The organism is Pseudomonas sp. G2-4, assembly GCF_030064125.1.
Lineage (GTDB): Bacteria > Pseudomonadota > Gammaproteobacteria > Pseudomonadales > Pseudomonadaceae > Aquipseudomonas.
This window is the reverse complement of record NZ_CP125957.1, coordinates 4,181,808-4,194,414: the sequence shown is the minus strand read 5'-3', so window position 1 is coordinate 4,194,414 and position 12,607 is coordinate 4,181,808. Positions and strand designations below refer to the sequence as shown.

General features: G+C 63.5%; 6 protein-coding genes and 2 pseudogenes (1 of these 8 running past the window's edge). 4 read left to right on the top strand and 4 right to left on the bottom strand.

The window, feature by feature from the left end:
- The first annotated feature begins 41 nt into the window (after positions 1-41).
- The 3 genes and pseudogenes from QNH97_RS18115 to QNH97_RS18105 form a co-directional block, all read left to right on the top strand.
- Entirely contained in the window at positions 42-1,226 is a 1,185-nt protein-coding gene (locus tag QNH97_RS18115; RefSeq protein WP_283553243.1) for an aldo/keto reductase, read from the top strand.
- A 265-nt stretch (positions 1,227-1,491) separates the two neighbouring features.
- Complete coding sequence (locus tag QNH97_RS18110; protein WP_283553242.1) at positions 1,492-2,193, top strand: hypothetical protein; 702 nt, start codon at positions 1,492-1,494, stop codon at positions 2,191-2,193.
- 290 nt (positions 2,194-2,483) lie between these two features.
- A pseudogene (locus QNH97_RS18105) lies at positions 2,484-2,654 on the top strand (FAD-dependent oxidoreductase); the annotation flags it as partial.
- Positions 2,655-2,752: 98 nt separating this feature from the next.
- On the opposite strand, the gene QNH97_RS18100 reads toward QNH97_RS18105, so the two are convergent.
- A complete protein-coding gene (locus tag QNH97_RS18100; protein WP_283553240.1) occupies positions 2,753-3,196 on the bottom strand; it encodes a GFA family protein in 444 nt (147 codons plus the stop codon).
- Between the two features lie 121 nt (positions 3,197-3,317).
- On the opposite strand from QNH97_RS18100, the gene QNH97_RS18095 reads away from it, so the two are divergent.
- Positions 3,318-4,211 carry a LysR family transcriptional regulator gene (locus QNH97_RS18095; protein ID WP_283553239.1) on the top strand — a complete coding sequence of 298 codons (894 nt, stop codon included), beginning with the start codon at positions 3,318-3,320 and terminating at the stop codon, positions 4,209-4,211.
- Between the two features lie 187 nt (positions 4,212-4,398).
- On the opposite strand, the pseudogene QNH97_RS18090 reads toward QNH97_RS18095, so the two are convergent.
- The 3 genes and pseudogenes from QNH97_RS18090 to QNH97_RS18080 form a co-directional block, all read right to left on the bottom strand.
- Positions 4,399-4,701: pseudogene (locus QNH97_RS18090) on the bottom strand (isocitrate lyase/phosphoenolpyruvate mutase family protein); the annotation flags it as partial.
- Positions 4,702-4,904: 203 nt separating this feature from the next.
- The gene (locus QNH97_RS18085; RefSeq protein ID WP_283553238.1) at positions 4,905-6,251 is read right to left on the bottom strand and encodes an MFS transporter; all 1,347 of its coding nucleotides are present in this window, start codon (positions 6,249-6,251) and stop codon (positions 4,905-4,907) included.
- Positions 6,241-12,607 carry the 3' end of a non-ribosomal peptide synthase/polyketide synthase gene (locus QNH97_RS18080; RefSeq protein ID WP_283553237.1) on the bottom strand. The gene runs 11,447 nt beyond the window's last position, so only the last 6,367 of its 17,814 coding nucleotides appear in the window; its start codon lies beyond the right edge, outside the window — the gene reads right to left on this strand; it ends in the stop codon at positions 6,241-6,243. The genes QNH97_RS18085 and QNH97_RS18080 overlap by 11 nt, the downstream gene beginning before the upstream one ends.

Here is a 12,607-nt window from a genome sequence, read left to right as displayed (position 1 = left end):
TCGATGATCCCGTGAAACCTTGATCGCGAAAGGAAAGTTGGATGGACAGACGAGATTTTCTTACCTATTCGGCAGTGGGTACTGTTGCAGCCGCTTTGCTGCCAGCATCGAGCATCGCAAGTTCGGTAGCTACTGCCCCGGTGCCCTCTTCGCTGACGGAGCCTGGAAGCGTGATGCGTACCGAAGGACGGATCGTGCGTGCAGACCTGCCCGTCAATTTACCCTCGCATACAATGAGATACATGACGCCTCAACGCTTTGGTATGGGCGGGACGCAGATCGGCAATATCTTTGCGCCGATCAGCGACGAGCAGGCGGGCTTGGTTCTGCAGGCTGCTTGGGAGGCAGGTGTAAGGCTTTACGACACCTCGCCGTTCTACGGGTTTGGCTTGAGTGAATATCGTCTAGGCCGCTTCCTGCGCGGCAAAAATCCAGACGACTATGTGGTGTCCACCAAGGTCGGCCGCGTATTGACGGCCGCTGGTGGCCAGCGCGCGGACCATGCTATCTGGAAGTCGCCGGCGCCCTTCAACTACCGATATGACTACACTGCTGCAGGCGCGCGTCGCTCCGTGGAAGACAGTCTGCAGCGTCTAGGGCTGCCACGTATCGATATCGTCTTTATCCATGACATCTCGCCCGATAACACCGAACTGGAAGGCGGTTGGGAAGCGGCGTATCGAATTGCGCGCACAGGGGCGATGGTCGAGCTTGAAAAGATGCGTGATGAGGGTCTCATCAAGGCATGGGGCTTCGGAGTCAATACGCCGAATGCCGTGGTTCGGGCGGTAGCCGGTTATGACCCGACTCCCGACATCGTGTTGCTTGCCTGCCAGTATTCCCTCCTTGACCACGGCGATGCGTTGCGCAACACCTTTCCGGCGTTGAGCAGGAAGGGCACCAGCGCCGTGGTTGGAACACCACTGAATGATGGATTTCTGGGGGGGCGCAGCCGATACAACTTCAGCCCGGATCTGCCTGCCGGAGCGGTGGAAAAGCGCGCGCGAATCATGGCGGTTGCCAGCCGACATGGCATCGATATTCATACTGCCGCCCTGCAGTTCGCGGCAGCACATCCGCAAGTGTCCGCGATCATTCCGGGGGCACGTTCGCCGGGGCAGATCGTTTCCAATGTACAGGCGATGAAGGTCGGTATTCCGGCAGCCTTTTGGGATGAACTGAAGAGCCAGAGCTTGATCGATGCTCAAGCACCGGTTCCTTCATGAGTAGAGTCTTCGTCCATGCAACCGGCTGATGTGAAGCCATCGTCGCCAGCCTCGTTTATCCCGTGGCTGGTTTCAAATTTATCCTCCTGATTGCAGCAACTATGCAAATAGCGTCCGCTTTATTAGCAACTTGCGGGAGCAGGCTTTAACGTCCTGTCCCGGCAATCACGTTATATCCATAACGTTGAGAATTCAAGGACCTTATTCTCCAATCAACACACTGCGCACGCGTTCAAATAAGAACGCTAGTCTAAGGTCGTCATAAATGAAACTACGAACGTCTTTCATGATTTTCGGCAGCCTACTTGCGCTCTCGAGCAGTGGAAACTTGCTTGCGGACACACTTCCGCTCAGTGTTCCATTGCCTGATCCACTCCCACAGCTAAAGGTCCTGACATTCCTAGTAGGTATACACCTGCTCGGTATGTGCTTCGGTCTCGGCGGGGCGACGATGCTAGATCTCTGGATTTTGCGTTGGATGCGTAAGGGTAGCCTCCCCGTTGAAATCGGACGCACTTTTCACTTCATCAGCGACGAGGTCACCCTTGGACTATGCCTTTTATGGCTCTCAGGCCTTGGTTTCCTTGCTCTTTACGCGATGGAGTCGCCGGAAAAGTTTGAAAACCCTAAACTTTGGGCGAAGGTCATTGTGGTGATCGTCCTGACCATCAATGGAATAATCATCCACGCGTTTGTGTTGCCAGAAGCACTACGCGACTTGAGTCGCCCCCTGCTCTTTGGAGTCTCCCGCAGGAGAGCTACCTTGTTTCTCGCATCCGGTGCAGTTTCGGGTGTGTCTTGGTACACAGCTTTCGCCTTCGGCATTTTTCGAGAGTTAAACAACAGCGTCACATTCACCCTGTTGGTCATCCTCTGGCTTACGCTGATAGCCGCCGCCGCTCTCGCCGCAATTTTGCTCTATACCTTCTTGAGGTCGTTGTTAGAGGTTAGGGCTGACTGGAAGTAGATGAAGACTTAGGTGAACTTTAATTTGTTAGTTCGATTAGGCAATGGACGTCTGCAGGAATAAGAGTTTTTGTTAAATGTAAGGAGGGCGCGGATTAAATATTGTCACTCCAGCAGAAATGTATCCGTCCGGCCAAGTCATCTAGCCAGCCTCGTGAAGCCACAGACACCCCTCAACTATGCAGGCCAATTGGCAAAACGCGTGAGCTTAGCCAACGGATTGGTTAGCCTTGGCATACGTAACGACGCACACATTTTCCGTGTAACCGCCGGCAAACTAAGGAAGATGAGATGCAGCAATATGACGTTGCGGTGCTAGGTCTAGGCGCAATTGGGGCCGCCACTGTGTATCACCTCGCGAGCGCCGGGGCCAAGGTGATAGGCATAGACCGCCATCATCCTCCCCACGACCAAGGCTCAAGTCATGGCGACACGCGGATTGCCGCAATCGGCCCAGAAGCGGACACCGCGGCAAACCTGGATAATGCATTGGTCGCGCTTTCGGCAGGTGCCCGTTTACCTGAGCCATTTTGCTAAGGCGGCTGGATACCTCATTTCAGTCATCGATCCCCCGCGTTCAAAGCTGCCGCGAACGCCTCGGGCGTGGGGCTTTCTGGCCAGGTTGCGATGTTGACGGGCAGGTTCAGCCAAGGCTGTTTGTGCTTGACCCAGATGTGCGCAACGGGGCTCAAGGATGCGCTGTCGTCGAGCGTGCCTGCGCGCAGAATCCAAAAACCAGGCGCGGCCGAAGTGGTGTTATAGATGCGCGTATGGCAAGTCGCACAGAGACAGTGATGCGCGACTTGCCTTTGGTCTTCATAGGTATATTCGAGGGTCGGGCCTTCCAGGATAAACGCGTTACCGGGCAGCATGGCATGCAGCGCGAAGCTGCTGCCGCTCCAGGTCTGGCAAGACTGGCAATGACAAGCATAGATGGCGACCTGCAGGTCGCTGAGTGAACGATAGGATACGGCGCCGCAACGGCAACCACCGGCAAGTTTCATAAGTAAAGTCTCGTATTTGAACAACTGGGCGCTTGAAGCAGCGCATCACTTCGGTAAAGCATGCACAAGATTCGGCTTCAGTAAAACTGATCAAACCTTTCTACCGGCACATAGGAAATGTATGCACCTCCCGCAACTTCAATGGGAAACCCAGCGTGTTTTCCTGGCCGTTCTTCGAACGGGAAGCTTGTCCGCAGCCGCACGAGCGCTGGGCATCGCTCAAGCCACCGCCAGACGACGTATCGACGCGCTGGAACGCAGCGTGGGAACGAGCCTGTTCGTCCGTTCGCCAGCGGGATTGATGCCCACGGACAACGCCCGAGAGTTGACTGGCCATGCCCAATCGATGGCATTGGCCGCCGAAGCGTTTGCCCGTGCGGCATCCGCGCAGGCCAATGTGTCTGGCGGAATTGTACGGGTCACCAGCAATCAGTTGCTGGCCGTGGAGATACTGCCTTCGATGCTGCACGAGATCCGCGCTGCTCAGCCCCAAATAGCGCTCGAACTGAGCGTATCGAATCGCCTGGAAGATCTGGCATTGCAGGAAGCGGATGTGGCCGTACGCATTCGTCGTCCCGTCGAGGCCTCCATCATCACTCGCCATGTGGGTGACCTGCGTGTGGGCCTGTATGCGACGGCGGGGTTGCTCGAGCACCGAGGTCGGCCTCGATGCGCAGATGAACTGAGCGAATACCCTGTCATCGGTCCGGACCGCAATTTGACTGAGCAGGCGTTCTTGGCACAACAGGGTTTTCTTTGTAGCGGAGAACATGTGGTCTTTCGCAGCGACGATCATCTGGCCCAGTTCGCAGCGCTGCGGGCGGGACTGGGTATCGGCGTGTGCTCAAGTCAACTGGCGCGCCGTCACGATCTGGTGCGCGTGCTGCCCGAACAAGTGGACTTCCCGGTTGACATCTGGATCGCGATGCACCACGACCTGAAGCGGGTGCGGCGTGTTTCGCTGGTGTTTGACGCGCTCTCGCAATCGTTGTCACGTTTTTTAGCCGACGCTTAAATGGTGTTGGGGCCGATGTTTTCCATAGGAGGTTTCGCGTGTCCTGGACGTCAAATCTTGTAGTGCTCGCCCTGTCTGCCGTTGCCTTTTCGGCGCAGGCCCAATCCGATCGTCAAGTGGTCGAGGACATGGTTACTCGCTCGGCCAATGTCTGCCCGGGCCACAGCTCCGAGCGCACCACGCCCACGATGACGGCGTCAATCACCTGACCGACCCGCTCCAGGTCATCCGAGTAGCCACCTTCGATGTCCACCGTGAGCGGTACGTTGAGCACTCGTACCATCGATTTGACGGTGGTGCTCAGCAGGTCGAGAGGCAGCTTGTTGCCATCCTGATAACCATGGGACCAGGCAATGGCCACGCTGCTGGTCGCTACAGCCTTGCCGCCCAAGCGTTCGACGATACGCGCACCGCCCGCATCGGCCACATTGGCCAAGACCAGCAGTCCGTTCTGATGCAGCTTGTGAAAAGCGTTATCCAGTGTGGTCATGACAATCCAATTCCTTTGAAAGTTATGATTTTTATGGCGAGGGGCGGCGTGTTAGGGGCCGGTTGTGCAATGTACGTTGCTCGATAAGCTCAATTCCACGCATTCCGCCGGGCAGTTCCGAGTTTCATCATCACCCTAGCCACCCATTATTGCGCCGAGCGCAGCGCCATGAAGTTCTGCGGCTGCTGACTTTTTAATGGGCTCTAAGCAGTCGGCTCTGTCGCGCCGCTTGCCCCAGGCCCTTGGTCGAGCTTCGCGCCGGATAACGGCAACTCTGGCTGCAGGTGCCGCAAGGGGCCGAAGGCCAGCCCCAGGCTGGCCAGCAGCACATACAACAGGCCTGCCGCGGCAAACAGTAGGCTCAGGCCGCCCACCTTGCCCGTTCCCAACAGCGGCGCCAGTCTGGCTTGCCACTCTCCGGTTTTGCTCATCAATGTGATCGCCCAGCCGTCGGCCAATGCGCCGGCGCCCAGGGCGCCAATGGGCATTGCCAGCAGGCAAACCATCTGCCGGGCCGACAAGACCCGGCCGAGGGCGTTGGCGGGCAGGCTGCGTTGCCAGAAACTTTGGTCGCTGCTGGTGCTCAGGGAAAAACAGCCGAACGCGACGAAGGCGGCCACATATAGCACCACCGGCGAAGCGCTGGCGCCGATGGTCAGGACGGCGGCGCCGAGCAGCAGGTCGGCGAGCAATACAGTGCGGATCAGCCGCGCCGGCGGCCGGGCCACCACCCACAGCGAGCCGCCGAGCATGCCCAGGCCGCCGCAGGTCATCAGTGTGCCCAGCACCAGCACCGAGTGGCGTTCCAGCACCAGTGGCGACAACAGCGCCGAGGCCAGGCCGAGCATCAAGTGCTCCAGCCCGAGGTAGGCCAGCAACGCCCACAGCGCCGGACGCCCGCGCAGCACTGCCAGGACCACCGACGATCCGCCCTCTAAGTCGACGCGGCCCTGGCCGGTGCCGCGCACGGCGCTGACGAACAGGCCGATCCAGATAAGGACGGTGGCGCATAACAGCACGGCGCCAAGGTCCAGCAACAGCACCCCCGCCACCCCGACGCTACCCAGCAGCACCGCCGCCAGGGTAGGGGCGATCAGCTGTGGCAAGCCCACCATCAATTGCATCAGGCCATTGGCCCGGCCGATCGCCTGGGGGCTGCGCAGAAGTCGCGGGATGGCCGCCTGACACACCAGCATGCGCACCACCAGGGTGCTGGAGTTCACAGCGGCGAAGGCGTACACCTGCCATCGGTCCAGGGCGTTGGATTCGAACAGCCACCAGAGCGCCAGCGCCGCCGCGCCGCCACAGGCTTCCACGCCCAACAGCAAAGCACGCGCTTCACAGCGGTCCACCAACCAGCCGGCCAGCGGCGCCAGCACCAGTCCGGGCAAGGCTGACAGGGCGATGACCCAGGCGTAGTCGGTGACGCTGCCGTGTTGCTGCAGCAACCAGATCCCCAGGCTGAACGCCGCCAGGGCCGAGCCCAGGGTGGACGCGACCTGGGCGCCCCAGGCAAACAGCCATGGGCGTAGCGAAGGTTCAATCGTCATGGTTCGGCAGCGCCTCAATCGCGGGCCAATGGTGCCGCAGCAAACCGGCGAGGGCCGGCGCCGCACGGGACTTGAGAATCGACAAGTGATTGCAATCCTCGAGCACTTGCCGCCTGCAGTCGGGGGCGAACGCTTCCCAGCGTCGCGCCGGGTCGTCCGGTTCGGCGCTGCGCTGGCCAGCCTCGACCAGCACCACGGGCCCGGGGTAGGGCGGTGTTGGTTGGTACTGCGTCGCCAGGTTGGCCTGGAACACCCGCAGCGGCCCGCGCAACGCATCGGCCCGGGCTTGCGCCGGCATCAGCCCGACCGCTCGCATGCTCGCCAGCAGTTGAGCGCATTGCTCGTCGACTTCGAGGCTGGCGAGGCGGTCGATGTCCAGGCCCAGGTCGCGCCCGGCATCCATCTCCAGCAAGCCGACGTAACGGGCCAGGGCGTGGCGTGGGTCGCTGGCCAGACGCGGGCCGGGCGTGCGGCTGTCGAGCAGCACCACCGGCGCCACCAGCGCGCCCTCGGCTAGCAGCTGACGGGCCACTTCGAAGGCCAGCCAGCCGCCGAACGAATGGCCGAGCAGGTAATACGGGCCATCCGGCTGCCGTCTGCGGATCTCCTTCACATAGGCGCTGGCGGCCGCCTGCACCGTCCCGTGTGGCTCGCAGCGCCCGTCGGAGCCGCGGGCCTGCAGACCGACCACGTTCAAGCGCACATCCAGTTGCTGGATCAGTGGCACGAAGCTGGCGACGTTGGCCCCGGCACCGGGCATCATGAACAGGCAAGGCGCCTGCGCCGCGCCGGTCTGCAAGACAAAGCAGGTCTGGCCGCCGCGCGGTTCATCGGCATCCCGTTCGACCTGGCTCAAGGCCTGCTCCAGCGCCTGGGCCAGGTGTTGCAACGGCTCAGGGTCACGCATGATCGACCAGTGATCACCCTCGATGCGTTGCTCTAGCAGATCGCTGCCCAGCAGATCCCGCCAGTCGGCGCCGAGCCCGTTTGGACTGGACAAGCCCGGCACAGGCGAAGTGGCGCTGAACAAGTGCACCGGCAGGCCCAGGGGAGCCGGCCTGTAGCGGACCATGGCGTTGCGCAGGGTCAGGTTGAGGCGGGCGCGACGGTCCAGCGCCTGGCGGTCAAAGCCGCCGGGCAGCCAGCCACGTTCCTGGGCCGTGGTGATCAGCGCATCGAGGTCGAGGCCAGCGTGCCAGGCGTCGCCCGGTTCCTGATCAGCCCCATTGCGCCACTGCTGCATCAGATAAGCGAGCAGTTGCTGGCGCAGCGCGTCATCGTCTAAGTCCAGGGTCACCGGCGCGGCGCGCAGTACGCCCGGCTGGCTGCTGTCGATCAGGCCAACGAACGCCACCGGACAGTCCTCGCCTCGCAGTTGGCGTGCCATTTCATAGGCCAGCAGGCCGCCCGCCGACCAGCCGGCGAGGTGGTACGGGCCCTGGGGTTGGACCTTGCGCAGCAACGCGATGTAGCGGCTGGCGAGCGTCTCGTTGCAGATGCCTTGCTCCAGTTCGGCGGCGGCTTGCACCGCGTATATCCCCAGCGCCGGGTCCAGGTAGCGGGCCAGGCGAGCGTAGGGCAGCGCCTCGCCGGTGCCTTCGTGGATGAAGAACAGCGGGGCCCGTTGGTCCGTGCCGGCGCGGATACACAGTAGAGCCTGCTGGTCGACGTCCTGGGCATCCAGGGGCAGCACTTCACGAGCCAGTGCCGCCAGGTCCGCGGCATTGAACAAGTCGCCCACGGACACGCCCAGGCCTTGTTGGCGCAGGGCGTCGAGCATTTGCACCAGCAGCAGCGAATGTCCGCCGAGGGCAAAGAAATTGTCCTCGCGACCCACCTGCTCGACCCCCAGCAACCGTGCCCAGAGTTGTGCCAGCAAGCTTTCCGTGGCGCCTTGGGGCGCAACGTAGGGGCGCTGTTGCAGGGCTTGCCGGTCAGGCGCGGGCAAGGCCCCGCGGTCGACCTTGCCATTGGCGGTCAACGGCCATCGTTCCAGTTGCACATAGGCGCCGGGCACCATGTGTGCTGGCAACTGTTCGGCCAGTGCCAACCGTAGCGACGCTGGCTCCAGCTGGCGGCCCGGTTCGGCGAGCAGATAGGCGACCAGCCGCGGATCGCCGGGTTCGTCCTGGCGTGCCAGGACCAGTGCCGAACGCACATCGTCCAGCGCCGTGAGGCGTGCTTCGATCTCCCCCAACTCGATGCGGAAGCCGCGCACCTTGACCTGCTGGTCGTTGCGTCCCAGGTAGTACAGGGTGCCGTCGCTGCTCCAACGCGCCAGGTCGCCGGTTCTGTAGAGGCGTTCGCCCTCGCCACCGGCAAAACGCGCCGGCAGGAATCGCTCGGCATCCAGCGCCGGACGGTTGAGATAGCCTCGGGCCAGGCCCGGCCCGGCGACGTGAAGTTCGCCCACCACGCCGCGGGGCACCAGTTCGCCCCGCTCATCGAGCAGATAAAGCCGCAGGTCGGGGATCGGCCGGCCGATGGGGGCCAGCCCGGCGTGGCAGTGGGCGGCATCAATGGGCTGGTAGGTCACATGCACCGTAGTCTCGGTAATGCCGTACATGTTCACCAACTGCGTGCCCTGGCTGTCCGGGCGCTCGAACCAAGGCCGTAGCGCCGCGCCGTCGAGGGCCTCGCCGCCGAAGATAATGCAGCGCAGGCGATGGGGTTCGGCGCGGGTCTGCTTCATCCAAGCGTAGAAGGCGCTTGGCGTCTGGTTGAGTACGGTGACGCCGGTCTCCACCAGCAGCCGGTAGAAGTCTTCGGGGCTGCGCGAGGTCAGGTAAGGCACCACCACCAGCCGGCCGCCATGCAGCAGCGCGCCCCAGAGTTCCCAGACCGAGAAGTCAAAGGCGTAGGAGTGGAACAGCGTCCAGACGTCTTGCTCATCGAAGCCGAACCAGACATCGGTGGCGCTGAACAGCCGCAACACCGAGCGGTGCTCGATCATCACGCCCTTAGGCATGCCAGTCGAGCCGGAGGTATAGATGATGTAGGCCAGGTCGCGGTCGCTGGCGTGCGGATCGGCTGCCGGATCGGTGCAGGGCAGGTCGCGCCAGCCGCCGCGATCCGGGTCCAGGGAAAGGACTTCGCAACCGGCCGGTACGTGCAGTTCCACCGGCAGATCAGCCAGGGTCAACAGGACCCGCGGCTGGCTGTCGTCCAGCATGAAGTTCAGGCGCTGGGCCGGGTAGACCGGATCCAGCGGCACATAAGCGCCGCCGGCCTTGAGGGTCGCGAGAATGGCCATGGGCATGTCGAGGCTGCGTTCGACATGGATTGCCACGCGGCTGTCCGCGCCGACCCCCAGCCCCCGCAAGCGATGGGCCAGGCGATTGGCGCGCTCGTTGAGCGCTCGATAACTGAGCCATTGTTCACCGTACTCCACCGCAACGGCATCCGGGCGGCGAGCCGCCTGGGCCTCGAAACGCTGGTGCAGACGCTTCCCAGTGGTCGCTGGGAGCGCCACGGCGGGGTTGAAGCCATGGAGCAGTTGCTCGCGTTCGGTCTGGCTGAGCAGGTCGATGTCGGCGACCGATTGACGGTCATCCGCAACCATCGCCCGTAGCACCGAGAGCAGCGCCTGCCAGTGGCGAGCCACGGTATCGGCGTCAAACAACGCGGTGGCGTAGTTGAAGCCGCCTTCGATCATGCCGTCCACCTCGTGCACATCCAGCGCCAGATCGAACTTGGCCGTGGTCACCGGCGCACCGACGCTTTCCAGATGCAAGCCGTTGCCCAGGTCCAGTTCGCCCGCCGGGGCGTTCTGCCAGGCCAGCATCAGTTGGAACACGGCGTTGTAGGCTTGGGAACGTGGCGGATTGAGCGCCTCGATGACCTGTTCAAACGGCAGGTCCTGGTGTTCCTGGGCGGCCAGCGCCAGGTCCTTGACCCGGGCCAGCAGGGTGTCCACCGCCGGGGCGTCCACCACTTCGATGCACAGCGCCTGGAAGTTCACGAAGAAACCGATCAGCGGCTCCAGCTCGACCCGGTTGCGGTTGGCCACCGGCGAGCCGATGACCACCCGGTCCTGGCCCGAGAACCGGCTGACCACCACCGCCCAGGCCGTCAGCACGGTCATGTACAGCGTGGTGCCGTGGCGCTGGCCGAGCGCCTTGAGGCCCTGGGTCAGCTCAGCGTCGATGCGCACCGGCAGGCTGGCGCCGGCGTAGTCCAGCCGCGGCGGCCGCGGCCGGTCGGTGGGCAGGGCCACGCAGGTTGGAGCGTCCTGCAAATGGTGGGTCCAGTAGGCGCGCTGGCGTTGCAGTTCGGCGCCTTGCAACCATTCGCGCTGCCAGAGGCTGTAATCACCGTATTGGCGATCCAGGGCCGGCAGTGGATCGACCCGCCCCTGGCTGAACGCTTGATACAGGCGGGAGAACTCGTCGGTGAGGATGCCCATGGACCAGCCGTCCGAGACAAGGTGGTGCAGCGTGACGAGGACGACGTGGTCGTCGTGGTCCAGACGCAGCAGGCTGGCGCGGATCGGCCATTGGCGCGTGAGGTCGAACGGCCGAGCGGCTTCCTCTGCGCAGATCGATTGCCAGTCCGTCGCGCCGCAGGCACTCAGGTCCAGGGTCGTCAGGGCCAGCGCCTGGGGCAAATCGATTACTTGGCGCGCCTGTCCCGCCACACTAACGAAGCGGGTACGCAGGCTTTCATGGCGCTCGACGATGCGGTCCAGCGACCGGCGCAGCGCTTCGATATCCAGGTGTCCGCGCAAGCGCAGACCCGCAGGCATGTTGAAGGCCGCGGTGGAATCCGGATTGAGCTGCTGGATCAGCCAGAGGTTCTGCTGAGCGAACGACAGCGGCAGTGGCTGACTGCGGTCACTGGCCAGCAGCGGCCCCAGGCGGCTGCGCCCGGCGTTACCCAGGGCGGCGGCGAGCGCGTGCAGGCGCGGCTGGGCGAAGACCGCCGAGAGCGGCATTTCCAGGCCCAGTCGATGGCGCACCTTGGCCAGCAAGCGCAACGCCAGCAACGAGTGCCCACCCAGGGCGAAAAAGTCATCGTCACGACCCACCGCCTCGACCCCGAGTAATTCGCTCCAGATCGCTGCCAGGGTGGTTTCCAGTTCGCCCAGAGGCGCGCTGTATTGACCCTGGGCGAACGCATCGGCGGGAGGCGCCGGCAAGCGCTGACGGTCGACCTTGCCGTTGGCAGTGATCGGCAGTGCTGGCAGTTGCACGAAGGCACTGGGCAGCATGTACTCGGGCAGGCGCTCGCTCAGTTGGCTACGCAGGGTCAGCGGCGAGAGAGTCTCGCTGGCGCTGTAATAGGCCACCAAACGCGCCTGACCACTGTCGCTCGGCAGAACAACCACCACCGATTCGCGCAGGCCGGGCAACTGATCGAGGCGACTTTCCACTTCGGCCAGTTCGATCCGGTAACCGCGGATCTTGACCTGGGAATCGTTGCGCCCCAGGTACTGCAGGGTGCCCTCGGCGGTCCAGCGTGCGAGGTCGCCGGTCTTGTACAGTCGCGCGCCGGGGCTGGTGTCGAAAGGGTGCTCGATGAAGCGCTCGGCGGTCAGCTGCGCCCGGTTCAGGTAACCCTGGGCCAGGGCCACGCCGGCGACATGCAGCTCGCCGGCCGCGCCCTGAGGTACCCATTGGCCGGTGCCGTCCAACAGGCACACCTGGGTATTGGCGATCGGCCGGCCGATCACCGGCAAGTCCGGCCAGAGCGCAGGATCACCGGACAGGGTGTGGGTGCAAACCACGTGGGTTTCGGTGGGGCCATAGTGGTTGTGCAGACGGGCCTGGGGATGAGCCTCGAACAGCGCGCGCAGGGCGCCGTTGATGCGCAGCGCTTCGCCGGCGACGATCACGTCCTGCAGCATCGGCAACGCCAGTGGCGCCTCGGCCCAACTGTCGGCCAGGGTCGCCAGGGCGATGTAGGGCAGGAACAGCCGCTCGATCCGCGCCTGCGCCAGCCACTGTGGCAGGCCGGCGAGGTCCAGGCGCTGAGTCTCGTCCAGCAGCACCAGGGTGCCCCCGGTGCCCAGGGTGGAGAAGATCTCCTGGAACGCCACGTCGAAGCCCAGCGCGGCGAATTGCAGGGTCCGCGCCGGACCGGGCAGCGCCTGGGCGGCCTGCCAGGCCAACAGGTTGCCCAAGGCCAGGTGGCCCATGGCGACACCCTTGGGCGTTCCGGTGGAGCCGGAGGTGTACATGACGTATGCCAGGTCATCCGGCCGCGGCGGCGCCAGTTCTGGCAGGACGGCCGCCGGACCCACGGTGGCCGCCAGGCGAACCGACAGCGCGGGGCAGCGCTCGTCGAGCCTTAGGGCTTCGACGCGCTGGGCATCCCAGAGCAGCAGGCAGGGTTGGCAATCGTCGACAATAGACTGC